Genomic DNA, 22,083 nt, shown 5'->3' with positions numbered 1-22,083 from the left:
TTTGACACACCTTTATTTGTAGTAGGGAGCATCAGCACATGCAACTCGGGATCATTGGACTGGGCCGCATGGGCGGCAATATTGCGCGGCGCCTGATGCTCAATGGGCACACCACCGTCGTCTATGACCGCAATACCGCTTTTGTCGAAAACCTGAGCCAGGAAGGCGCAACGGGCGTCGCGGACCTGCCGGCACTGGTCGCCGGCCTGGACAAGCCACGAGCGGTCTGGGTCATGCTGCCGGCCGGCGCACCCACCGAAGACACCATCAACGTCCTCAGCGAGCTGCTCGAGCCGGGCGACGTGATCATTGATGGTGGCAACACGTACTACAAGGACGACATCCGTCGCGCCCAGGCCCTGTCGGAAAAAGGCCTGAGCTACATCGATGTCGGTACTTCCGGCGGTGTCTGGGGCCTGGAGCGCGGCTACTGCATGATGATTGGCGGTGAGGCCGAGGTGGTGAAGCGCCTGGACCCGCTGTTCGACAGCCTGGCACCGGGCATGGGCGACATTCCGCGCACCCGTGACCGCACATCCGACGATGACCGCGCCGAACGCGGCTACATCCACGCAGGCCCGGCCGGTGCAGGGCATTTCGTGAAGATGATCCACAATGGCATCGAGTACGGCATGATGCAGGCCTTCGCCGAAGGCTTCGACATCCTCAAGACCAAATCCAGCGAAAGCCTGCCACCGGAGCAGCGTTTTGACCTGAACGTGGCCGATATCGCCGAAGTCTGGCGCCGTGGCAGCGTGGTCTCGTCCTGGCTGCTGGACTTGACCGCCGACGCCTTGGCCAGCGATCCGAAACTGGAGGGTTTTTCCGGTGAAGTCGCCGACAGCGGTGAAGGGCGGTGGACCATCGAGGCCGCCATCGAGCAAGCGGTGCCGGTGCCGGTCCTGTCCAGTTCGCTGTTCGCCCGTTTCCGCTCGCGCCAGCAAAGCACCTACGGCGACAAAATGCTCTCGGCGATGCGCTTCGGCTTTGGCGGCCACGTGGAGACGCCGAAAAAATGACCTCGATCGCCAGCAAATCCAAGGCAGAACCCGCGCCGCCGACCACGTTGTTTTTGTTCGGCGCCCATGGTGATCTGGTCAAGCGCCTGCTGATGCCGGCGCTCTACCACCTCAGTCGCGACGGTCTGCTGGGCGATGGGCTGCGCATCATCGGGGTTGACCACAACGCCATCAGCGATGTGGATTTTGCCAAGAAACTCGAGGATTTCATCCGCAACGAAGCGGCGAGCAAGGGCGGTGATGCCGCCCGCGCGCTCGACCCGGTGCTGTGGGCCAAGTTGGCCCAGGGCATCAGCTACGTCCAGGGTGATTTCCTCGATGACGGTACCTACCAGGCGCTGGCGGCAAAAATCGCCGCCAGCGGTACCGGCAACGCGGTCTTCTACCTGGCGACCGCGCCGCGCTTTTTCAGTGAAGTGGTCAGCCGCCTCGGTGCGGCCGGGCTGCTTCAGGAGCAGGAGGGGGCTTTCCGGCGGGTGGTGATCGAAAAACCCTTCGGTTCCGACTTGCAAACGGCCGAAGCGCTGAACGCCTGCCTGCTCAAGGTCATGAGCGAGAAACAGATCTATCGCATCGACCATTACCTGGGCAAGGAGACGGTGCAGAACATTCTGGTCAGCCGCTTTTCCAACAGCCTGTTCGAGGCGTTCTGGAACAATCACTACATTGACCACGTACAAATCACCGCCGCCGAAACCGTCGGCGTGGAAACCCGTGGCAGTTTTTATGAACACACCGGCGCCCTGCGGGACATGGTGCCGAACCATCTTTTCCAATTGCTGGCGATGGTGGCCATGGAGCCGCCAGCGGCGTTTGGTGCTGACGCGGTACGTGGGGAAAAGGCCAAGGTCGTCGGGGCGATCCGGCCCTGGTCGGTGGAACAGGCCCGCGCCAACTCGATCCGCGGCCAGTACACCGCTGGTGAAATCGGCGGCAAGGCTGTGACCGGTTATCGCCAGGAAGCCAACGTCGCTGCCGACAGCAACACCGAGACCTACGTCGCCCTCAAGGTCATGATCGATAATTGGCGCTGGGTGGGCGTGCCGTTTTACCTGCGCACCGGCAAGCGCATGAGCGTGCGGGACACGGAGATCGTCATCTGCTTCAAGCCGGCGCCTTACGCGCAGTTTCGCGACACCGAAGTCGACGAACTGCAACCGACGTACTTGAGAATCCAGATTCAGCCCAATGAAGGCATGTGGTTCGACCTGCTGGCCAAGCGGCCGGGGCCGGCCCTCGACATGGCCAATATCGAATTGGGCTTTGCCTACAAGGATTTCTTCGAAATGCAGCCATCCACGGGTTATGAGACCCTGATCTACGATTGCCTGACTGGCGACCAGACCCTGTTCCAGCGCGCCGACAACATCGAGAACGGCTGGCGCGCCGTGCAGCCGTTCCTCGATGCCTGGCAGCAGGACGCGACGGTCCAGCCCTACAAGGCCGGGGAAGATGGCCCGGCGGCCGCCGATGATTTGCTGACCCGCGACAGTCGCGTCTGGCATGGCCTCGGATGAGTGATCTGGTGAAGCATCCCATCCGATTTTTACTCAGCGACATGGACGGCACGCTGCTGCTGCCTGATCACAGTCTCAACCAGCGCACCATTGAAGCGGTTCGCTCGTTGCGTGAGGCCGGTGTGCTGTTCAGCCTCGCCACCGGGCGACCGCCGCGGGCCATGTTGCAGCAGATCGAGGCCCTGGGCGTCGACCTGCCTACGGCGGCGTTCAATGGCGGCACGCTGGTTCATCCCGACGGCAGCTTCCTTGCGGTCCATTACCTGCCGCCCGAGGCTGCGCTGGCCACGCTGGCGCTGTACGCCGATCAGCCTGGCATCGAGGTCTGGGTTTTCGCCAATGGCGATTGGCTGGTGCGCGACGCCAACGGCCCGATGGTGCCGGTGGAGACCCGCGGCCTGGGCTATCCGCCGGTAGAAGTCGAGAGTTTCGAGCCGTATCTGGAGCGGATCGACAAGATCGTCGCCACCAGCGCCAACACCGACCTGCTGGTGGAACTGGAGGCTCGGCTGCACCCGCTGCTCAAGGGCCAGGCCCAGGTGTCGCGTTCGCAACCGATCTACCTCGACGTGACGGCGATGAAGGCGAACAAGGGCGAGGCATTGTCGACGCTGGCCGAGTTCCTGGGGGTGCCGCTGGAGCAGACCGCAGCGATGGGGGACGGCGGCAATGACCCGGCGATGTTTCACCGGGCGGGATTGTCCATTGCGATGGGGCAGGCGGAAGAGGCTATCAAGCGTCAGGCCGATGTCGTGACCGCCGCCGTGACCGAAGACGGCGCGGCCTTGGCGATCGAGCGCTACATCCTGCCGCGATAATGCACTTGCAAGCCATGCGCCTGGCTTACCTGCCCGCTATGGGGCTTGCGCAATGGAATTGGATCCATGCCCTTAGACTTCCTTGCTCTGAACTGGTTGTAAGACAACTGCCACAGTTCGTCCAAGTATTGGGTAGAATCCCTGCTTGATCGGATTATGGGAGGGAATGATGGGGAACACTTCAACTCAGGGCAATCGTAAGGCCACGCCATTGGAGCGCTTCATGCAGGCGGAGACCTCGGGCGGCATCGTGCTCATACTCTCGGCGCTCGCCGCGCTGATCGTTGCTAACAGCCCATTGTTGCCGGTCTATACCGGTGTGCTGCATTCGTCCTTTTTGGGAATGTCACTCGAACACTGGGTCAATGATGCGTTAATGGCCGTGTTCTTCTTGTTGGTCGGACTCGAAATCAAGCGAGAAATGCAGGTTGGCGAACTGGCCAAATGGAGCCAGAGGGCGCTGCCGGGTTTCGCTGCGCTGGGGGGCATGATTGTACCCGCGCTCATTTATGCCTGGGTTAACAGAAGCTCTTCTGAAACATTGGCGGGTTGGGCCATTCCTGCCGCCACCGACATCGCGTTTGCGCTGGGCGTGCTCTCGCTGCTGGGCAACAGGGTTCCTATGTCCCTGAAGGTTTTCCTTTCTGCGCTTGCCATACTGGATGACTTGGGCGCGGTCGCTATCATCGCCGTGTTCTATACCTCCGGCCTGGATGTGGTGATGCTCGCCGCCTCCGCCGCAGTGATCGCTGTGATGCTCATCATGAACAGGGCAGGAGTCGCCCGGTTGTTGCCTTATCTGGTCCTGGGCGTGGTGCTCTGGGTGCTGGTTCTCAAGTCAGGCGTGCATGCGACCTTGGCGGGTGTCGCGCTTGCGTTTTGTATCCCGTTGAACAAAGACCTCGCCGAAGCGGAGTCTCCACTGCTCAGGCTTGAGCAGCGGTTGTCGCCGTGGGTTGCTTTCGTCGTCATGCCCATTTTTGGTTTCGCCAACGCCGGTGTTTCTCTGGCAGGGGTGTCCCTGAGCAACTTGCTTGATCCTGTGCCTCTGGGCGTTGCTGCCGGATTGTTGCTGGGTAAACAGATAGGTGTCTTCACCTTCGCGCTGGTAGCGATCAAGTTAGGACTGGCGCAAATGCCGACCCATAGCTCGTGGCGGCAAGTGTATGGGGTGGCGTTACTGTGTGGCATTGGCTTCACGATGAGCTTGTTCATCGGCAATCTGGCATTCCCCGGTGCCCAGTTGTTGATCGATGAAGTGAAAGTTGGCGTATTGGCTGGTTCTACCTTGGCCGCACTCGCGGGTATCTTGGTGTTGCGGTTCTGCGCCTCTTCGAAGGCATGAATGAAGCCCGCCTGATGGCGGGCTTTTCAGTTAGGCAAGCTTCAATGGCGGCATACGCCGACCACTAGTGCCAAACCAGGGGATACTGCTCAGGCCCAATACCGCGCAACCACCGCTCGATAATGCCCCTGGAGCGAGTACCCGCCTACCAGGATTCTGCCATCAGCCTGCACCGCCAGGGCGGTGGCGGTGTCCAGGCTGTAGCCGAGTCGCGTGCGTACCCAGCCTTTGCCCTGGCCGAAATCCGGGTCGAGGCTGGCGTCCGGCAAATGCCGGGCGAGCACGAAATCGGCTTCGATTCCGCCGATGGTGGCGCCGGCGGTCAACAGCTTGCCGTCCGCTTGAAGCTGGGCGGCGGTCCACTGGCTGGCATTGCGCCCGATCGCCATGAGCTGGCACTGGCCTTGATTGCACTGACGGTCCGGCTTGCCGTCCGGGCGAACTTTCAGAGACAGGCAATGCATCGGATCGCGGCTGCTGCCGAACGCCTGCAGATCACCATTCCCATCCTCAACGATCTGGCTGACCATCGCGCTGTGACCTTGGGCCAGGATGGACAGGAAGCCATTTTCGCCGAAGCTGTCATCGAGCCTGCCGCTGCTGTCATAGCGGGCTATCAAGCCCTGCTGGGGCAGGTCGATGGCGCCACCGACGACAATATGGCCGTCAGCCTGGAGTGTCAGGCAGCCGAGCCAGGTGTTTTTCAACAAGCGTCGGACCATCACGAAACCGCGACCGTTGAATGAGGTGTCCAGGGCCCCGTCCGGCAGGAGTCGGATCAGTACGCCGACATGGTCGGACAATTGGTAATGATGGTTGGCGAGCAAAAGGATCCGGTCATCGGCCTGCACTTGCATGTCGCAGGCCTCGAGACCTGGCACGCCGGGCGGCAGCCAGGGATCGCGCAGGCCTTGGGAGAGATTGCCGCAGAGCCGGATGATGTGCCGGCCGGCGTTGCCGAAGCTCTGGACAGCACGGCCTTGCGGATCGAACAGCGCCAGGGCGGGCAGGGTGTGCTCGTTGTTTTCGTAGTGCAGGCCCGACAGCAGGATATGCCCGTCGGGCAGCTCGATCACTTTGCCTGCCGTCGCTTCGAAGCCGTGGTCAAACGCGTCGATCACGCAGCCGCGGGTGCCGAAAACCGGGTCGGTCGAACCGTCAGGGTTGAGTCGCGCCAGCCCGAATCGGCTGCCGTGGGCCGTCTCGATCCTGGCTGCCACCAGGATTCGTCCGGCTCGGTCGAGGGTCAATCCGGTGATCAGGCTCGAGGTGCTGTCTTCGAAATGAACCCAGGCTTTGCCGTTGACGGCAAAGCCTGGATCAAGTTGCCCGGGGTGGGCCATGGCCTTGGGGAGCACGAACGCGAACTGGTTGAGCATGCCTGCCTCTCCTTGCGTGTCGACCGGCCCGAAAGGGCGATGACTGCATGAGGGCAACATTCAATCCCTGAACGGGCCAATGCACAACTGTCAGGTTCTACAGTTACAGGGGCGATGCGTGCCATAACACTGGCTTTACAACCCAATGCCAAGCCTGCAATCGATAGCAGGCTGTATCGAGGTTTATTCCGGCATCGACCAGGATTGCAAGGTGTAGCCTTCCTGGCTTAATTCGGCACGGGCCTGTTTCAACAGATCGGCCAGTTGGACCGGGTCGGTATAGGCGCTGCTTGGAATCTGAGTGCGGCCAATATGGGTATTGGTGCGGTCGATGACGGTCAGGCTAAGTTCACCGTTACCGTCTTGTGGAGCCCAGGCCACGCATTGGAATGGACGGAATGCGCGGTCGGCAATCAAAAGAGCTTCGTTGATACGGAGCGGGGCGTTCATGGCGTTTTCTCTTCAGTGTGCCCAAACAAATGATGTGCCGTCGGTTGGGCGTACCGTGCGGCTGGTTACTTGTACTGATGTCCCGAACCCGTAGGCGGGTCACACATTAGTTAAATAAATTTCGATTTTCTTTCAGACCAGGCTTTTGCTCTTTTGTTTGAAAGCACCCTGAAAGAAAAACGCCTGTGACAACTAACGAAACGCTCGCTTATAACCACTTTAACGTGATCTCGATAATCAATTGATACAAGGGCGCGTCAACTTCTTGCTACTGTTACATGCAGGTTTGCCAAACGACTGTTTCTAATCATATTTCCTTATTTTGGCGCCAAGGATCAGTCATGATCGAAGCCAGTACGTCACGTCGTCTGCTCGTGGTTGATCCCTGCGACGATTGTCATCGCCTGTTGCCGGGGCTGCGCAGCATTGGGTGGGATGTGGACAGTTGCGCCCTTGAACACGCCGGCGATCGGACCTGTGACGTCGGTCTGCTGCGCTTGCAACCGTTTCACCTGGAGCGCCCGGAAGCGGTCAAGGAGTTGATCAGCCGTAGCGGCACGGAGTGGATCGCCGTGCTCAGCCAGGAAGTCTTGCGCCTGCAAAACGTCGGTGATTTTGTCTGCGAATGGTTTTTTGACTTCCATACCTTGCCCTTTGACGTGTCCAGGGTCCAGGTGACCCTGGGCCGGGCGTTTGGCATGGCGCGCCTGCGGGGCCAGGGCTCGATTCACATCGACCAGCCCGAACATGAACTGCTGGGCGACAGCAAGCCGATTCGCGAACTGCGCAAGTTGTTGAGCAAGTTGGCGCCGGCCGAGTCGCCCGTGTTGATTCGCGGTGAGAGCGGCACCGGCAAGGAACTGGTGGCGCGCACCCTGCATTGCCAGTCGCATCGGCGCAACAAGCCGTTCATCGCCATCAACTGCGGCGCCATTCCGGAGCACTTGATCCAGTCCGAATTGTTCGGTCATGAGAAGGGCGCATTTACCGGCGCTCACCAACGCAAGATCGGACGGATCGAGGCGGCCCACGGGGGTACGTTGTTTCTCGATGAGATTGGCGACCTGCCGTTGGAGTTGCAGGCCAACTTGCTGCGTTTCCTCCAGGAAAAACACATTGAGCGGGTTGGCGGCAGCCAGCCGATCGCCGTCGATGTGCGGGTCTTGGCGGCCACCCACGTGGACCTTGAGGCGGCCATCGAGCACAAGCGATTTCGCGAGGACTTGTATTACCGCTTGAATGTGTTGCAAGTGGTCATGGCACCCTTGCGCGAACGCCATGGCGACCTGGCGATGTTGGCCAGTCACTTTTCCCATTTCTACAGCCGGGAAACCGGCCGTCGTCCCCGCAGCTTCAGTGACGATGCCCTGGTGGCGATGGGCATGCACGACTGGCCCGGCAACGTGCGGGAGTTGGCCAATCGCGTCCGTCGCGGGTTGGTGCTGGCCGAAGGGCGCCAGATCGAAGCCCGGGACCTCGGCCTGGCCAGCCAGCAGGGCATCGCGGCGCCGATGGGTACGCTGGAGGATTACAAGACCCGCGCCGAGCGCCAGGCCCTGAGCGATGTGCTCAACCGTCACAGCGACAACTTGAGCGTGGCGGCGCGGGTATTGGGCGTGTCCCGGCCGACGTTCTATCGTCTGCTGCACAAACACCAGATTCGCTAGAACTGCCTACACACAACTCATTGTGGGAGCGGGCTTGCTCGCGAAGGCGGTGTGTCAGTGATATTGATTAACCTGACACTCCGCCTTCGCGAGCAAGCCCGCTCCCACAGTGGTTTTGCAGTGTCTTTGGGCTATGTGCCGATCACATATCCCTCAGGACATCAGAAGTAATACGGCAACTTCAGGCTAAAGGTGAAGTCCGGCGCATCGTCGGTCAGCCCGATGGACAGGTTGGGCACGATGGTCAGGTTGTCGGACGCGGCGACGGTCATGCCTATATTGAAGTAGCCGGCATTGGCGTCGCTGGAGGTCACCGACTCCCAGTCGCCGCCGTCCTGCTTGAGCTTGCTTTTCTTCTGGATCAGGTCGGAGACCGAGAACGACATGCTCATCTTCTCGTTCAACGCAAAGGCAACGCCCGCGCCGATCTGGAAGCTGTCGCCGATCCGCACCTTGCCCGGGGTCTTCTGGTTGACCGTGGAGCTGATGTCGTCGAATGACTCTTCGAGGTTATGGGTGTAGGAAAGGCTGCCGAACAGGACGGCTGGGTCGAAGGTCTTGACCAGCGAGAGCCCGGGCGTGATCGACCAGACGCCGTTGCCGGTGGGCAAGTCGTCAGGCACGAAAAGGTTGGTGTTGGCCTGGGATTGGCGCAGCTTGATACCAAACGGATCCTTGCCGGTGGGGGCCTTGACCCGCAGGGTGACCACCGCGTCCGGAGAGTTGATCGACTCATCCATGAACTTGTAGGCGATGCCGAAATTGACGTCGCCGATGGTCGGGTCGCGGGTCACGGTTTCTTCGCTGGTGACCCCGGCCGCACCGTTGTTCGCGCCGCCTGACTGGTAGGTGGATTCGCGGTAGACCACCGGCACATTGAGGTCGAACTGCCAGCGATTGTCGAAGTTGTAGCGACCGGTAAGGTCCAGCGTCCAGGTGTCGGCCTTGATTCGGTCGAGGTTGATGTTGCCCAGGAAAATCGAATCCAGGGCCAGGAAGCCGTTGAGGATCAGTTGCCGCGTGTCATAGCGCGAATAGGTCACGCCGGTCTCGAAACTGAACTTGCCGCCGCCGAAGAAGCCGCTGGCCTCGTCATAGAGGTTGGAGACACTTTGGGCCGGCTGGGAATCGTCGGCCAGGGATTGCCCATAGCCGCTGCCGCCCGCTGTTGTCGCAGCACCGCCGGCGGTCTGGTTGCCTTTCATGTCGGCCGGGGATTTGGCCAGGCGCTTGGGTTGTGGCGCGGCGGGTTGGTCCTCTACTTGGCGAACCCGCTGCTCGAGCACCGCCAGGGCCTTTTGCTGGACCTCGTATCGTTGCTTTAGCTCTAGAAGCTGCTGCTTCAGGGCTTCTATTTCGGCATCCGGGGCCGCCTGTAACACGGCCGCCGGGAATAACGTGCTTAAACACATCACAGCGCGCAACGATACGGATCGATACATGAAATATGCCGTCCCTATTTGCCCAATGATCGGAAACCAGCGTAGTTCAATAACCGAGGTTACGCAGGCCGCGCAGTTGGGTCAGGTTGCAGTCCAATGCGCCGGCACTGGGGCCGTTGTTGTTCAGCACCACGTTGAGCTGCGTCATGTTGTTGACCAGGTTGCTGTTGCCCAACAAGCGGGTGTTTTGCAGCAAGCCGCCCTGGGCCACTTGTTGCAAGGTGCCGCCCTGGTTGTGGCTGGCCTGGATCGCCATCTGCACGCCGTTGCCGGTGGCAGTGACCGCGACGCTGCCGGCGGCATTGCTGCCGCTGATGGTCTGGCCCTTGGTCAACAGTTGGCCTTGGGAGGGGACAAGCGCGGGCGCCTGGTTGCTCTCCTTCACATTGATGTTGACGTTGTTGTAGGCCGTGTTGCCGTCGCCGGCGGCACGCACGCTCTGGGTCACGCCCTGGCTCGTGCCAAGGCCGGCGCCACCGGTAATGTTGCCGCTGCCCTGTTCCGGGACGCTGCCGTTACCGGTTTGCTTGATGGTGGAGACATAGAACTCGGGTTTCACGGTGGCGGCTTGGATTTGCATGGTGCTGCTGGCGCCGATCAGGTCGCCGCTGGCGTTGCGCCAGGTACTGCTCATGACGATGCCGAAGCTGATGACGCGGCCGGGCATGACATAACGACCGCGCAGCTCGGCGAGCTCCTGGTCCTTGACCTCGATGGGTTTGAAACCGGCATGGGCATAGCCCGAGGCGGTCGCGAGCAGGCAGGCCAGCGACAGCCAGTGTGAAGTTTTCATGTGCTGCTCCCGGAGCGTCCTGCTCCTTTTTGTACTTATTGTTGGCAGTGGTCGGCGATTAGAAAAAGTCGCTCTGTATGAAGCCGAAATCCATCAGTTCCGCATCCCTGACCGGGTTGAAACCGTCCAGCTTGTTACGGGCTGTCAGGGGTTGAGGAGGGCTGCGTAGGGCATTGGTCTTGTCATAGCCCGGGCCGACGATCGCGAAGACGATGCCGTTCCAGCCTTTGACGAACTCATCGTGGGAATAGCGTTTGTGCCCCAGCACCGGGTCGCCGATGTAGACCCATTGCTTGTCGGCTCGCTGCAATACCACGAAGTGCTTGTAGCCGCGTATTTCCATCAGGACCACCACCGGGATCGTCACCGCTTCGAGTTTCTCCGGCGGTATCCGGTAGCCTCGGGCACGCATGCCGATGGTTTCCACGTAGCGCTTCATGTCCAGCATGGAAAAGCCCTGGGTGCGAACCAGGTCATGGTCGGCATTGACCAGCATGCCTTTGATGACGTGCTCTTCATCGACGTCGAGCCAATAGGCTTGGCGTAGCACCGTCGCCAGGGCGGCGGCGCCGCAACTGAAGTCGGTTTTCTGTTCGACGATGTCGCTGAACTTGCGCTCGCGTACGCTTTGCACCGGTTTGTAGACCAGCATGCCGCCAGGCAGGGCGGCGACCGGCATCTGCGCCGCTTCGGCCATACAGGCCAGGCAGAGCAACAGGGAAACGGCAGTGACACGCATGATCAATACGCCTGGTGGACATCCGGGAAAAAAGCCCCGTTTCCCAGCGGCACCGTTCGTCTAGAGCATTGAAATGAGTCCGTGGCGAGGGAGCTTGCTCCCGCTGGGCTGCGGAGCGGCCCCAAGTTTTTGCGGTTGCTGCGCAACCGAGCGGGAGCAAGCTCCCTCGCCACAAGATTCATCCAAACCCTAGGGGAACAGCATTGCTGTTGCCGGGGCTCCGTTTCACCCGCGCTTACATGCAAGCCTTGCAGCCAGCCGCGATGGACAGCGAGTTGCTTTGCTGGTTGCCCACGCCCGCCGACACGTTGGCGCCGCCGTTACCGGAGAAGCCGTTCATGGAGTTGGTCATGGTGGCGTTGTTGATCACAGGGTTTTTCCAACCGTCGCGGGTCAGCACCTGCTGGGTGTTGCTGCCGGCCAGTTCGAAAGTCCCCACGGCGGAGAACTTGAACTTGTCGTCATCGTGGCCGCCGCCGTAGCCACCTTTGTTGCCCCAGCCGCCGTCGTCTTCGACGGTACCGGTGCCTTTGGCCTTGAACGTGCCGGAGGCGCTGGAGGTGCTGGTCAGGGTATCGGTCTTGTAGGTCCGCACGCCTTTGTTGTCCACCACAAGGCCGCTGGAGGACTGATCGGCCGAAGCGGCAGCTTCTGCGACACGGCCACCCGATACGGCAATGGCCAGGTTGTTTTTCTGTTGGTTGAAGTTGCCGGCGGTCACGTTGATGCCGATATTACCGGAGCCATCGTTGCCGGCATTGGTGAGCGAGGCATTGTTTTGAGTCGAGTTGTTTTTGACATAGTTGTTGCTATTGACTTGCGTGGCGCTGGAAACAGCAACAGCCGAACCGAAGATGAAGCTTTCGTCAGCAGTGGCCAGCGCGGCGGCGTTGTCTTGCTGGTTACCGTCGCCGCCCGCGATGTTGGCGCCCATGTTGCCGTTGCTGCCATTGAGCGAATCAGTGGCTTCAGCGGTGTTGCGGGTGGCCTGGTTGGTCACGGTGTTGCCATCGCTGTTCTGCACATCCAGTACGGTGGCGCCAGCCCCGGCCGTGATCGAGAGCAACTGTTCGAACGAGGGACCTCTTGGGCCTTGATTGCCGTGGCCGTTACCGTGGCCGTTACCGTTGCCCCGTCCATCGGCCTGTGCAGCCATTGCCATGACAGCGGCGAGAGCGAAAACCAATGGTTTGAGTGCCATTGTAGGTTTCATGGTGTTTCTCCTTGCGTGTCGTTGGTTAAGTGTTGGTACTTTCTTATGCCCACTGCGCCGGATCAGTCAGCGACCCGGATGCTCAGGGTGTTAGCCATGCGGTTCCCCACCCCGGCACTCTGGTTCACCTGAATCACCCCTCGGCTGCCGGTGAAGGCCTGGTCGCTGGTAACGACCTGGCGACTGCCGGTTGGGGCGCCAGTTGCGCCTGAGTTCGGTAGCAACGCCACGTTCTGTTGGGACAGGGCGCTGTCGTCAATGCTCTGCGGATGGGCACTGATGCCCACCCGCATGACATTGGCCATCTGGTTGTTGGCCCCGGCGGACTGGTTCACGCCCAGCACGCCGTTGCCGTTGGTAAAGGAGTGGCCACCGATACGGGCGGTGGCGTTCATGGAGGGGTTGGCCTGGGTGTCGACGCTTTGCTGTACGCGGGTGCTGGCCTGGGCGTGGCTGCCAATGGCAATGGCCCGGGTGTTGGTTTGCTGGATCTGGTCGCCGGCCGCCTGGTTGACGTTGAAGTTGCCGGTGTACTGGCTGCCGGAATCCTGCAGGTTGGCGTTGCTGACCACCGCCACGCCCGAATCGGCAAATACCGTGAAAGAACTGAGCAGGGACAGCATGACCAGGGCGAGTAGAAACAGGACGGGTTTCATGTCACTGACCTCCCGCCAACCGACCCAGCGGGGCCAGGCCGGAACTCAGCGAGCGGTTGATGGTGCCAGAGATCGCTCCGCCGCTGCCGCCACCGTGGCCGGCATTCATGCCCGGCATGCCGTTGGGGTTGGTGACCACGTTCAGGCCCTGCACGCCGGTATTGGGGGTGACGATGTTGCGGATCGACGAACCGCTGGCCACGCTGGCAAATTCGCCATCGCTCAGTTCGGTGCTATTGGTCGCCTGGTTGATGCGTTCGGAGGGATTGGCATTGACGGTGGTCGGGTAGGGGTCTTTGCCACCGTTGCGACCGATTGCGATGGGTTGCACGTCACGGTTGAGTACGATGACGCCGTTGCCCTCGGCCTGCGCGGGCAGGCTGAACGTTGCGCCGGCGGCGCAGCCGATGAATAGCAGGCAGGTCATACCCCTGTCGAACATCCCCATGGCATCGATTCCTTCTTCGGTACGCTGGCCCTAGTCAGCGTTGCGAAGTGGGGAAGAGCAGGTGTTGTGCCGGGTTTTGAATTACCTGTGAATTCAATGAGTTGAGTTCAGGCGCGCGCAGCGGGGGAAGAAACCTGTTTCAGCGCTGAGACAACGCACAGGATGGCCAACCGGCTGCACGCTGTTCCAGGGCTCTGGATCCAGGTTTTTGGGTGGGTGTTTCAGTGACTTGACAGTCTTGATGACAATCATCTGAAACGATGTTGGATCCGGGTTTGCCGCGAGCGTGATGTTTCAAGCGTGAGACAAATCATCCTGCGGTCAGTTGGGCGACGGCCGCGAACACTTGCCGCTGGCGTTGCGCCCAGTTGCCCCGAATGATCTGGAACGGTTGCCGATGTCGACTCAGCCACGCCTCGATGGCGTCGAAAAAAGCCAGTCGTTCTGCCAGCTCGGGTTGGCAACGCAAACCGTCACCAGTCCATTCGACCTGCTCGGGGCTCAACAGCAAGTGCAAGTCGTAATGACGGGCCAGCAACGCCGGTTCGAGCCAGTCCGGGCAGTCACCAAAAAGGGTCTGGCTCCAGAGGATGTTGCTCAACAGGTGGGTGTCGAGGATCAATAGCGAGGGTCGGCGGGCACGTGCCTCGTCTTCCCAGGCCAACTGGCCGGAGGCGATGCCGGTGATGTCCGCCAGGCACGTATCGCGCTGGGTCTGTTCCATGAAATGGCGCACGTACTCGTCCACCCGCACGCCACCAAAATGTGCCTGGAGTTGCGCCGCCAGCCAGCTCTTGCCGCTGGATTCCGGGCCGGTCAGGACCACCACCTTCATGCGCGCAGGGCCAGGTCGGCGCGCCATTCCCGCCAGCCTTGCACGGCCAGCAACGTGAAGAGGGCGTAGAGCGCGGCGGTCAGGTGCAAGCCCTTGTAGATGAACAGGCCGACGAAGATCACGTCCAGGACGATCCACAACGGCCAGCATTGCACGCGTTTTTGCGCCATCCACCATTGAGCGACGAGGCTGAAACCGGTGAGCGCGGCATCGAGCCAGGGCTGGGCGGCGTCGGTCCAGTGGGCCATGGCGGCGCCCAACAGCAGGCTGCCCGCCGCGCCGATGGCCAGGCCGAGCAGCACCGACGGCCCACCGAGATGGCTGACCTGACGCCCATCATGATTGTGCCCGGCACGGGTCCATTGCCACCAGCCGTAGAGTTGCAACACTGCGTAGACCACCTGCAGCAGCATGTCCGAGTACAACTTCACTTCGAAAAAAATCCAGCTGTACAGCAACACCATGACCAGGCCGATCGGCCAGCACCAGGGGTTCTGCTTGACGGTCAACCAGACAGCGATCACGCCGAGGGCTGCGGCAAACAGTTCAAGCCCGGACATGGCGGTTCCTTGGGGAAAGAGGAGAGGGCGGCGATTGTAAACGCTATGGCGTGGAGAGCTCCAATACCATTGTTGGTTGAGCCTGTGGCGAGGGAGCTTGCTCCCGCTGGGCTCTGTGGTGAACACCCAACCTGAAAAGACCCACACAGAACCAATGTGGGAGCGGGCTTGCTCGCGAATGCTGTGCTTCAGTCATGCATTTGCTGACTGTTACACCGCATTCGCGAGCAAGCCCGCTCCCACAAGGGCTTCATCAATCCTTAGACCCGGAACTGCTTGAGCAACCCGTTAAGCTGTTCACTCAGCGCCTTCAGGCGGCTGCTTGCCTGGCTGGACTGTTCGGCGGCCATGGCGGTGCTGTGGGACAGTCCGGCGGCCTGGGTGACGTTCTGGTTGATGTCTTCTACCACATGGGCCTGTTGCAGGGTGGCGCTGGCAATGGAGGCGTTCAGGCTGTTGAGGTTGCGCAGGGCCTGGCCGATGGCGTTGAGGCTGGCACCGGCCAGGCCCGCCTGTTCTATGGTCAGTTGCGAGGCACGGCTGCTGTCGCCGATGACTTTCACGGCGGCTTCGGAATGGGTTTGCAGGCGCTCGATCATCGACTGGATCTCAGCGGTGGACTTCTGCGTACGCTGGGCCAGCAGCCGCACTTCATCGGCGACCACCGCAAAGCCCCGGCCTTGTTCGCCAGCGCGGGCGGCTTCGATCGCAGCGTTGAGGGCCAGCAGGTTGGTCTGCTCGGCGATGGAGCGGATCACCTCCAGCACGCTGCCAATCTGGGTACTTTCACTGGCCAGGGTGCGAATCACTTCCACCGCCTGGTCGATGGTCTGGGACAGGCGATCGATCTGCTGCAAGCTGCCGTCGATGTTGACCTGGCCTTGCTGGGCCTGGGATTCGGCGTCGCGCATCTCGCTGGCGGCGTGCTCGGCGTTCTTGGCCACGTCCTGCACGCCATACGTCACTTCATTGATCGCGGTGGCTACCAGTTCCATTTGTTGCGATTGCTGCTGGCTGCGTTCCTGGGCTTGAGCCGCGTCGTTGCCCAATTCGTTGGAAGATTGCCCCAGCTCACTGGCAGAAGCCTGCAATTGGCTCACCACTTGGCGCAGTTTGGCGGTAAAGGCGTTGAAATGCCGGGCCAGTTGGGTGACTTCGTCCTGGCCGTGGGTGTCGAGGGTGCGGGTCAGGTCGCTCTCGCCGCTGGCGATGTTGGCCATGGCGTTGACGGTCTCTTGGAGCGGGCGGACGATGCTCCGTACGATCAAGGTCAGCAGGAGGCCCATGACCAGTGTGATGGCCAGGCCAATCAACGAAGCCTTGATCACCTGGGATTGGAATTCTGCCTGGACGTCATCCACGTACACGCCGGAACCGATGATCCAGCCCCACGGTTCGAACAACTTGACGTAGGAAGTCTTGCCGACCGGTGCTTCGGCCCCTGGCTTGGGCCAGAGGTAGTTGATCATGCCGGCGCCCTTGGCCTTGGCGATGGCGACCATCTCGTTGAACAACGCGTAGCCGTTCGGGTCGCGGATCGCCGAGAGGTTCTGGCCTTCAAGCTTCGGGTTGGTCGGGTGCATGACCATGACTGGCGTCAGGTCGTTGATCCAGAAGTAGTCACTCTGGTCATAGCGCAGGCCTCGCACCGCGCTGAGGGCTTGCTTCTGCGCCGCCTCGCGGGTCAGGGTGCCGGCGGTTTCCAGCCCATGGTAGTAGCTCAATACGCCGCTGGCGGTCTGCACCACATGCTGGGTTTTCTGCACCTTGGCCTGATACAGATCCGTGTGGATCTGCTTGAGCATAAAGGCGCCGAGCGTGAACAACATCACGATGGCCACCACCAGGATGAGCCACAAGCGTCGGCTGATCGACACACTGCGCAAGCTATTCATACGCTGTCACTCCGGTTTCTTATTCTTGTCATTAACGACGGGCGGCACTTTAGCGCCTGGCGGCTATTGATGATTGACCTGGGTCATAACGCGGCAGCGTTATCAGGGCTTGTCTGATAGGATTTCGGCCCCGCGGCGCAAAACCTGAGCCTGTTCTGATTTTTTCATTGGTTTTTTTTGGATGATCGCAGCTATCGTGCAGCCGCTGCGTGGACCTGTATGACACTTGAATAGCGATAAGACCCGCATGAGCAGGGTCTTTTTTGGGGGATGAATGGATTTGTGGACGGCCTTTTCGGCATTGATTCTTGGCGTAGTAGAGGGTTTGACGGAGTTTCTGCCGATTTCCAGCACGGGGCACCAGATCATCGTCGCCGACTTGCTCGAGTTCGGTGGCGAACGTGCAATGGCATTCAACATCATCATCCAGCTCGGCGCGATCCTCGCGGTGGTCTGGGAGTTCCGGCGCAAGATCTTCGACGTGGTGCTGGGCCTGCCGACGCAACCCAGCGCCCGCCGGTTTACCGCCAACCTGCTGATTGCCTTCTTTCCCGCCGTGATATTGGGCGTGTTGTTTGCCGACTGGATCCACCATTACCTGTTCAACCCGGTCACCGTGGCCGCCGCTCTGGTGGTGGGCGGCCTGGTGATGCTCTGGGCCGAAAAGCGCCAGCACCAGGTACATGCTGAAACGGTGGACGATATTTCCTGGAAGGATGCGTTGAAGGTCGGTCTGGCCCAGTGCATTGCAATGATCCCGGGTACATCCCGTTCCGGTGCGACCATCATCGGGGGCTTGCTCTTCGGGCTGTCACGCAAGACCGCCACCGAGTTTTCGTTCTTCCTGGCGATGCCGACCATGGTCGGTGCGGCCGTGTACTCGGGCTACAAGTACCGTGAGCTGTTCGTGCCGGCGGATTTCCCGGTGTTCGCCATCGGTTTCGTCACGGCGTTCATCTTCGCCATGATCGCGGTCAAGGGCCTGCTGCGGTTCATCGCCAGTCACAGCTACGCCGTGTTCGCCTGGTATCGGATTGCGTTCGGCCTGCTGATCCTGGCCACCTGGCAGTTCGGTTGGGTTGACTGGACCGCTGCCAAGCCATGAACAACTCGGGCACCCGCCAACGCGCTGGGCGCAATGCCGGCGGCGGCGTGCAAAACCTGCGGCTCAAATTGATGGTGTTTGCCCTGGTCTGCGCCTTGCCGCTGTTCGGCTCGCTGCTGTTCGGCCTGCGGGGCGTGTCGTGGGTGCCTATGGCGGCCTATGGTGTCGTCAGCCTGGTGGCGTTCCTGCTGTACTGGAGCGACAAGCGCAAGGCCCGCGCCGACGCCTGGCGTACCCCGGAGAACGTGCTGCATGCGCTGGAGCTGGCTGGCGGTTGGCCCGGGGCCTTGCTGGCCCAGCAGTTGTTTCGCCACAAGACCCGCAAAGTATCGTTTCAAGTGGTGTTCTGGTTCATCGTGCTGTTGCACCAGGTGTTCTGGATCGACCAGTTGTTCCTGGGCAGCTCTCTATTTTGAATGGCTAGAGCAACAAGCCCACCTGCGTGCGCTTGGGCAATTTGCTCACGACCAATTGATGTGAGCGTTGCAGCAGGCCACGCAATTCTTCGGCCCCGAGCGGGTAGGGCACCTGCATGATGACCCACTGGGCCCGCGCCAAATAAGGCGCGGGGTGAATGCCCGGCCGGTCGCAGTGCCCCAGGAACAGGTCCTTGTCGACCTTGAACGCCAACGAATCGCCCCGCAGGCCCTGGAGGGCGAACATCTTGTTCCCGGCAATGGAAAACACCCGCACGCCCCCCCATTTGTAATCCTCCCTGGCACCGGGCAAGCCCAGGCAAAACCGCGCGACATCCTCTTCGCTCAAATTCATAGTGTTTTTTCTCCACAGCCCTCGAAGACTTCCACCAAATGATCGATCCATGCACGCACCGCCGGCAGCATGCCGCGTCGATGCGGGTAGACGGCTTGTAGCCAGCCATCGGGCAACGACCATCCAGGTAGCAGTTCCACCAGTGTGCCGTCACGCAATTCCTGCTCGCAATACATGCTTGGCAATAACGTGAAACCCAGGCCGGCGAGGGTGCAGGCCCGGCGCACGATGAAGTCGTCAATGCCCAGGCGGGCTTCCAGGCTCAGTTCGGCCTGCTGCCCATCGGCGTTGGCCAGGCGCAGATGCACCAGGCGATCGGCTTCCAGCGCCCCCAGTACCGGCAGCGGCTTGAGATCGTCCGGGGTTTCGATCCGCCGCCCTTCGACGAAGGCCGGGCTGGCCACCAGCATCAGCCGTGCCCGACGCAAACGCCGGGTCATCAACAGCGGGTCTTCGTCCCCCAGGTCGCGCACGCGCAACGCCACGTCGATGCCTTCGCCGATCAGGTCCACCCGCCGGTTGAGCAGGGTCATTTCCAGTTGCACCAAGGGGTATTTCGCCAGGAAGGTTTCGATCACCACCGGCAGGAACTGATGGGCCAGGCCCACCGGGCTCGACACCCGCAATCGGCCACGCGGCTCGCTGGACATGCTCGCCACCGCTTCGTCGGCCATCTCGGCCTCCAACAACATGGCCTGGCAATGGCGCAGATAGCGTTCGCCGACCGCCGTCAGTTTCAACTGGCGGGTGGTGCGCTGGAGCAGGCGAGCACCGAGGCGTTCTTCCAGTTCGGCGATGCGCCGCGACAGCCGGGACTTGGGAATACCCAGTAAGCGTCCGGCGGCCGCGAAACCATCGGCTTCGACGACTTTGGCGAAGTAGTACAAGTCATTGAGGTCTTGCATGTCGAGCTCTATTGTCCTGTCAGTAGGACAAACTATCGCATTTTTGCTGACTTATCGATCATTCGCTTCATCGATAGGATTGTCGCCAATTGATCGCCTGGTAGCGGTCCTCATTTGGAGAGCACTGATATGAAACTGCTGCACATCGATTCGAGCATCCTCGGCGACCACTCCGCTTCCCGCCAATTGAGCCGCGAAGTGGTTGAAGCCTGGAAAGCTGCCGAGCCAGGCATCGCCGTCACCTACCGTGACCTGGCCGCCGACGCCATCAGCCATTTTTCCGCGCAGACGCTGGTTGCCGCCGGTACCAGCGCTGAATTGCGCGACGCTGCGCTGAAGCATGAAGCCGATCTCAGCGCGTCGGCAATGGCCGAGTTCCTGGCGGCTGACGCGGTTGTCATCGCCGCGCCGATGTACAACTTCAGCATTCCGACCCAACTCAAGGCCTGGATCGACCGCATTGCCGTGGCCGGCCAGACGTTCCGCTACACCGAAGCCGGCCCTGAAGGGCTGTGCGGTGGCAAGAAACTGGTGATCGTTTCCACCTCGGGTGGTTTGCATGCCGGCCAACCGAGCGGCGTGGGTCACGAAGACTATATCAAGTTGGTGTTCGGTTTCCTCGGCATCACTGATATCGAATTCGTCCGTGCCGAAGGCCTGGCCTACGGTGACGACATGCGTACCAAAGCCCTGAGCGAAGCCACGTTGCAGATCGGCCAGCAGTTCGCCGCTGCGTAAATCCTGCGTAAAGGCAGCAAGCGCTTCAGGCAACCTTCGCAAAACCCTGTATTCTCGTCGTCATTGGATGGCCGGGATGCAGGGTTTTGCTGCATTCGGCGCCGGGGATCTGGCGCAGGTTATGCAGGCCAAGACTGCGAGCGACGGGGCCTTCCCGTGCGCTGGTGAGGGTGGGAAAATTCGATGGCACGTTTTGGTGCAGCGTTGCTGCTTTGCTTGTTTGCCAGTTTCGCTTCAGTGCAGGCCGCGCCGGGGCCGCATCCGCATTGGAGCGCCGGTTTCCATGAGCTGAATTTTCTTGATCCGCTGGATCAGCAGCCGATGCACGCCATCGCCTTTTATCCGTCCACCGACCGCGAACAATCCAGCCTGCTCGGCGGCTACCAGATCGATGCCGCGCCGGAGGCTCAGATCGCCATCGGCCGTTTTCCACTGTTAATGCTGTCCCATGGCAATACCGGCACCCCATTGGCCCTGCATGACCTCGCCACCTCGTTGGCGCGCAAGGGGTTCGTCGTGGTGGCCGTGATTCATCCCGGCGACAATGTCCAGGACCACAGCCGGCTTGGCACCCTGAGCAACCTGTACGGGCGGCCGATCCAGATTTCCGAAGCCATCACCGCGACGCTCAATGACCCGATGCTCTCGCCGTTCGTCAACGCCGGGCAGGTTGGGGTGATCGGTTATTCGGCGGGTGGCGAAACTGCGCTGATCCTGTCCGGTGCGACGCCGGACCTCAATCGCTTGCGCCGCTATTGCAAGGAGCGGCCAGAGGATCGTGACGCCTGCAACACCCAGGGCGAGTTGATCGCCGACCGCGATGACCTGCAACCCGTGGCCGACCCCAGGGTCCGGGCATTGTTGCTGATGGCGCCGTTGAGCCTGAAGTTCGGCCGTCATACTTTGGCCGATGTCCATGTGCCGGTGCTGCTGTACAGTGGCGATGGTGACAATCTCGTGGCTTTCGACAAGAACGCCGCTGCCTTGGCCCGCAAGCTGCCCACCGCTCCAGATTTCAAGACCCTGGCCGGCGCGGGGCATTTTGTCTTCCTGGCGCCGTGCACCGACGAGCAGATCGCTGCGATGCCGGCGCTCTGCACGGATGCCGATGGCGTCGATCGCAAGGACATTCACCGCACCATGATTACCGAGGCCAGCCGCTTTTTCGGCGAGGCCTTGGGTAAGGCGACCCGGGCGGGGATGAAGACGGCTGATCAATAAGGTCATGCTGTTCACTTAGCGTTTAGCGTTCCGGCTGATCTTCCGATCCGAGAGGCATGTTTTTTTTGTGTGTATATCCGTTTCTTCGGTAACGGCTGCTGGCGGTTCCGCTTTTACAGCGGGTCACTTTTGAAGAGCGCAAAAGTAACCAAAACGCTTTTGCCCCACCACTCGGTGCCTCGCTAGGGCTCGGCATGCCCTCACTCCGGCATTGCTCCGTGGGCCGCCGCGAAGGGCCATCCATGGCCCAGCGCGGCTATCCCGGCATCCATGCCGGGATGCCCACTCCACAATACCTGCGTTCGGCCATCGTGGTTAACGGGGCGCCCGAGATCAACGTCCTCCCCGAGGCGGCCTGAGAGCCGACCTGGCTCTTCCGGTCGTACACCCATCAGATCTGTGGGAGCAAAGCTTGCTCGCGATATCGGTGGTTCAGCCAATGAAGATGTTGGATGTGCCGACCCCATCGCGAGCAAGCTCGCTCCCACAGGTTTTGTGGCGCACATGAATCTTGTGTCTGCTGAAGATCCAATGTGGGAGCGAGCTTGCTCGCGATAGCGTTGGTTC

General features: G+C 61.0%; 23 protein-coding genes. 10 read left to right on the top strand and 13 right to left on the bottom strand.

Annotated elements, in window-relative coordinates:
• The first annotated feature begins 14 nt into the window (after positions 1–14).
• The 4 genes from gnd to nhaA all read left to right on the top strand — a co-directional run bounded on the left by gnd (position 15) and on the right by nhaA (position 4,699).
• Positions 15–1,019 (top strand): phosphogluconate dehydrogenase (NAD(+)-dependent, decarboxylating), encoded by a 1,005-nt coding sequence (gnd, locus tag M1D99_RS17385; RefSeq protein WP_446533917.1) that lies wholly within the window; start codon positions 15–17, stop codon positions 1,017–1,019.
• Positions 1,016–2,536: a glucose-6-phosphate dehydrogenase gene (gene zwf, locus M1D99_RS17380; protein ID WP_186707652.1), complete on the top strand. Its 1,521-nt coding sequence runs from the start codon at positions 1,016–1,018 to the stop codon at positions 2,534–2,536. The genes gnd and zwf overlap by 4 nt, the downstream gene beginning before the upstream one ends.
• Complete coding sequence (locus M1D99_RS17375) at positions 2,533–3,354, top strand: HAD family hydrolase (protein WP_458130501.1); 822 nt, start codon at positions 2,533–2,535, stop codon at positions 3,352–3,354. Before zwf ends, M1D99_RS17375 begins: the two co-directional genes overlap by 4 nt.
• A gap of 169 nt (positions 3,355–3,523) precedes the next feature.
• Positions 3,524–4,699: a Na+/H+ antiporter NhaA gene (gene nhaA, locus M1D99_RS17370; protein ID WP_458132149.1), complete on the top strand. Its 1,176-nt coding sequence runs from the start codon at positions 3,524–3,526 to the stop codon at positions 4,697–4,699.
• Between the two features lie 89 nt (positions 4,700–4,788).
• Here nhaA and M1D99_RS17365 read toward each other — a convergent pair whose 3' ends face one another.
• Together M1D99_RS17365 and M1D99_RS17360 are read right to left on the bottom strand one after the other, a co-directional pair.
• Positions 4,789–6,078, bottom strand: coding sequence for a hypothetical protein (locus tag M1D99_RS17365; protein WP_458130500.1), 1,290 nt, complete (start codon positions 6,076–6,078; stop codon positions 4,789–4,791).
• A 183-nt stretch (positions 6,079–6,261) separates the two neighbouring features.
• Positions 6,262–6,528 (bottom strand): hypothetical protein, encoded by a 267-nt coding sequence (locus M1D99_RS17360; protein WP_013693488.1) that lies wholly within the window; start codon positions 6,526–6,528, stop codon positions 6,262–6,264.
• Between the two features lie 341 nt (positions 6,529–6,869).
• On the opposite strand from M1D99_RS17360, the gene M1D99_RS17355 reads away from it, so the two are divergent.
• Positions 6,870–8,195 (top strand): sigma-54 dependent transcriptional regulator, encoded by a 1,326-nt coding sequence (locus M1D99_RS17355; RefSeq protein WP_186707656.1) that lies wholly within the window; start codon positions 6,870–6,872, stop codon positions 8,193–8,195.
• A 161-nt stretch (positions 8,196–8,356) separates the two neighbouring features.
• On the opposite strand, the gene M1D99_RS17350 is transcribed toward M1D99_RS17355, so the two are convergent.
• From M1D99_RS17350 to M1D99_RS17310, 9 genes are all read right to left on the bottom strand, one after another.
• Positions 8,357–9,637, bottom strand: a complete 1,281-nt coding sequence (locus M1D99_RS17350) for a hypothetical protein (RefSeq protein WP_434570648.1) — start codon at positions 9,635–9,637, stop codon at positions 8,357–8,359.
• 46 nt (positions 9,638–9,683) lie between these two features.
• The gene (locus tag M1D99_RS17345; protein WP_411384779.1) at positions 9,684–10,430 is read right to left on the bottom strand and encodes a hypothetical protein; all 747 of its coding nucleotides are present in this window, start codon (positions 10,428–10,430) and stop codon (positions 9,684–9,686) included.
• Between the two features lie 58 nt (positions 10,431–10,488).
• The gene (locus M1D99_RS17340) at positions 10,489–11,169 is read right to left on the bottom strand and encodes a C39 family peptidase (RefSeq protein ID WP_186707659.1); all 681 of its coding nucleotides are present in this window, start codon (positions 11,167–11,169) and stop codon (positions 10,489–10,491) included.
• Between the two features lie 235 nt (positions 11,170–11,404).
• Positions 11,405–12,382, bottom strand: coding sequence for a heme utilization protein (locus M1D99_RS17335; RefSeq protein ID WP_207966555.1), 978 nt, complete (start codon positions 12,380–12,382; stop codon positions 11,405–11,407).
• Positions 12,383–12,444: 62 nt separating this feature from the next.
• Positions 12,445–13,038: an adhesin gene (locus M1D99_RS17330; protein WP_186707661.1), complete on the bottom strand. Its 594-nt coding sequence runs from the start codon at positions 13,036–13,038 to the stop codon at positions 12,445–12,447.
• Between the two features lies 1 nt (position 13,039).
• Complete coding sequence (locus tag M1D99_RS17325) at positions 13,040–13,486, bottom strand: hypothetical protein (RefSeq protein WP_186707662.1); 447 nt, start codon at positions 13,484–13,486, stop codon at positions 13,040–13,042.
• 310 nt (positions 13,487–13,796) lie between these two features.
• Positions 13,797–14,321, bottom strand: a complete 525-nt coding sequence (locus tag M1D99_RS17320) for an AAA family ATPase (RefSeq protein ID WP_458132148.1) — start codon at positions 14,319–14,321, stop codon at positions 13,797–13,799.
• Positions 14,318–14,881, bottom strand: a complete 564-nt coding sequence (gene pnuC, locus M1D99_RS17315) for a nicotinamide riboside transporter PnuC (RefSeq protein WP_458130499.1) — start codon at positions 14,879–14,881, stop codon at positions 14,318–14,320. Before pnuC ends, M1D99_RS17320 begins: the two co-directional genes overlap by 4 nt.
• Positions 14,882–15,141: 260 nt before the next feature.
• Complete coding sequence (locus M1D99_RS17310; RefSeq protein ID WP_434570644.1) at positions 15,142–16,776, bottom strand: methyl-accepting chemotaxis protein; 1,635 nt, start codon at positions 16,774–16,776, stop codon at positions 15,142–15,144.
• Between the two features lie 274 nt (positions 16,777–17,050).
• Here M1D99_RS17310 and M1D99_RS17305 point away from each other — a divergent pair, with 274 nt between their 5' ends.
• Positions 17,051–17,881: an undecaprenyl-diphosphate phosphatase gene (locus M1D99_RS17305; RefSeq protein WP_186729860.1), complete on the top strand. Its 831-nt coding sequence runs from the start codon at positions 17,051–17,053 to the stop codon at positions 17,879–17,881.
• The gene (locus M1D99_RS17300; RefSeq protein ID WP_434570640.1) at positions 17,878–18,297 is read left to right on the top strand and encodes a DUF1294 domain-containing protein; all 420 of its coding nucleotides are present in this window, start codon (positions 17,878–17,880) and stop codon (positions 18,295–18,297) included. Before M1D99_RS17305 ends, M1D99_RS17300 begins: the two co-directional genes overlap by 4 nt.
• A gap of 4 nt (positions 18,298–18,301) precedes the next feature.
• Here the strand turns inward: M1D99_RS17300 and M1D99_RS17295 are convergent, their stop codons facing one another.
• Positions 18,302–18,652, bottom strand: a complete 351-nt coding sequence (locus M1D99_RS17295) for an MmcQ/YjbR family DNA-binding protein (RefSeq protein WP_186707667.1) — start codon at positions 18,650–18,652, stop codon at positions 18,302–18,304.
• A complete protein-coding gene (locus tag M1D99_RS17290) occupies positions 18,649–19,557 on the bottom strand; it encodes a LysR substrate-binding domain-containing protein (RefSeq protein WP_458130498.1) in 909 nt (302 codons plus the stop codon). The genes M1D99_RS17295 and M1D99_RS17290 overlap by 4 nt, the downstream gene beginning before the upstream one ends.
• Before the next feature lie 129 nt (positions 19,558–19,686).
• On the opposite strand from M1D99_RS17290, the gene M1D99_RS17285 reads away from it, so the two are divergent.
• From M1D99_RS17285 to M1D99_RS17275, 3 genes are all read left to right on the top strand, one after another.
• Positions 19,687–20,295 (top strand): FMN-dependent NADH-azoreductase, encoded by a 609-nt coding sequence (locus M1D99_RS17285; RefSeq protein ID WP_458130497.1) that lies wholly within the window; start codon positions 19,687–19,689, stop codon positions 20,293–20,295.
• Between the two features lie 183 nt (positions 20,296–20,478).
• Positions 20,479–21,516 (top strand): alpha/beta hydrolase family protein, encoded by a 1,038-nt coding sequence (locus M1D99_RS17280; RefSeq protein WP_186729863.1) that lies wholly within the window; start codon positions 20,479–20,481, stop codon positions 21,514–21,516.
• Positions 21,517–21,710: 194 nt separating this feature from the next.
• Positions 21,711–21,875 (top strand): nucleoid-structuring protein H-NS, encoded by a 165-nt coding sequence (locus tag M1D99_RS17275; protein WP_186729880.1) that lies wholly within the window; start codon positions 21,711–21,713, stop codon positions 21,873–21,875.
• Positions 21,876–22,083: the final 208 nt, after the last annotated feature.

The sequence above is a fragment of the Pseudomonas sp. R3-41 genome (genome assembly GCF_054161485.1).
The sequence above is the reverse complement of the archived record's forward strand: the minus strand, read 5'-3'. Positions and strand labels throughout refer to the sequence as shown.

What these genes read in the sequence shown, in the direction of transcription:
- M1D99_RS17375 (WP_458130501.1), top strand. Translation starts at nt 2,533, where the DNA reads ATGAGTGATCTGGTGAAGCATCCCATCCGATTTTTACTCAGCGACATG.
- nhaA (WP_458132149.1), top strand. Translation starts at nt 3,524, where the DNA reads ATGGGGAACACTTCAACTCAGGGCAATCGTAAGGCCACGCCATTGGAG.
- M1D99_RS17280 (WP_186729863.1), top strand. Translation starts at nt 20,479, where the DNA reads ATGGCACGTTTTGGTGCAGCGTTGCTGCTTTGCTTGTTTGCCAGTTTC.
- M1D99_RS17365 (WP_458130500.1), bottom strand. Translation starts at nt 6,078, where the DNA reads ATGCTCAACCAGTTCGCGTTCGTGCTCCCCAAGGCCATGGCCCACCCC.
- M1D99_RS17330 (WP_186707661.1), bottom strand. Translation starts at nt 13,038, where the DNA reads ATGAAACCCGTCCTGTTTCTACTCGCCCTGGTCATGCTGTCCCTGCTC.
- M1D99_RS17290 (WP_458130498.1), bottom strand. Translation starts at nt 19,557, where the DNA reads ATGCAAGACCTCAATGACTTGTACTACTTCGCCAAAGTCGTCGAAGCC.
- M1D99_RS17295 (WP_186707667.1), bottom strand. Translation starts at nt 18,652, where the DNA reads ATGAATTTGAGCGAAGAGGATGTCGCGCGGTTTTGCCTGGGCTTGCCC.
- M1D99_RS17340 (WP_186707659.1), bottom strand. Translation starts at nt 11,169, where the DNA reads ATGCGTGTCACTGCCGTTTCCCTGTTGCTCTGCCTGGCCTGTATGGCC.
- M1D99_RS17325 (WP_186707662.1), bottom strand. Translation starts at nt 13,486, where the DNA reads ATGGGGATGTTCGACAGGGGTATGACCTGCCTGCTATTCATCGGCTGC.
- M1D99_RS17345 (WP_411384779.1), bottom strand. Translation starts at nt 10,430, where the DNA reads ATGAAAACTTCACACTGGCTGTCGCTGGCCTGCCTGCTCGCGACCGCC.
- M1D99_RS17320 (WP_458132148.1), bottom strand. Translation starts at nt 14,321, where the DNA reads ATGAAGGTGGTGGTCCTGACCGGCCCGGAATCCAGCGGCAAGAGCTGG.
- M1D99_RS17300 (WP_434570640.1), top strand. Translation starts at nt 17,878, where the DNA reads ATGAACAACTCGGGCACCCGCCAACGCGCTGGGCGCAATGCCGGCGGC.
- M1D99_RS17285 (WP_458130497.1), top strand. Translation starts at nt 19,687, where the DNA reads ATGAAACTGCTGCACATCGATTCGAGCATCCTCGGCGACCACTCCGCT.
- pnuC (WP_458130499.1), bottom strand. Translation starts at nt 14,881, where the DNA reads ATGTCCGGGCTTGAACTGTTTGCCGCAGCCCTCGGCGTGATCGCTGTC.
- M1D99_RS17355 (WP_186707656.1), top strand. Translation starts at nt 6,870, where the DNA reads ATGATCGAAGCCAGTACGTCACGTCGTCTGCTCGTGGTTGATCCCTGC.
- M1D99_RS17275 (WP_186729880.1), top strand. Translation starts at nt 21,711, where the DNA reads ATGCCCTCACTCCGGCATTGCTCCGTGGGCCGCCGCGAAGGGCCATCC.
- M1D99_RS17305 (WP_186729860.1), top strand. Translation starts at nt 17,051, where the DNA reads ATGGATTTGTGGACGGCCTTTTCGGCATTGATTCTTGGCGTAGTAGAG.
- M1D99_RS17310 (WP_434570644.1), bottom strand. Translation starts at nt 16,776, where the DNA reads ATGAATAGCTTGCGCAGTGTGTCGATCAGCCGACGCTTGTGGCTCATC.
- M1D99_RS17360 (WP_013693488.1), bottom strand. Translation starts at nt 6,528, where the DNA reads ATGAACGCCCCGCTCCGTATCAACGAAGCTCTTTTGATTGCCGACCGC.
- zwf (WP_186707652.1), top strand. Translation starts at nt 1,016, where the DNA reads ATGACCTCGATCGCCAGCAAATCCAAGGCAGAACCCGCGCCGCCGACC.
- M1D99_RS17335 (WP_207966555.1), bottom strand. Translation starts at nt 12,382, where the DNA reads ATGAAACCTACAATGGCACTCAAACCATTGGTTTTCGCTCTCGCCGCT.
- M1D99_RS17350 (WP_434570648.1), bottom strand. Translation starts at nt 9,637, where the DNA reads ATGTATCGATCCGTATCGTTGCGCGCTGTGATGTGTTTAAGCACGTTA.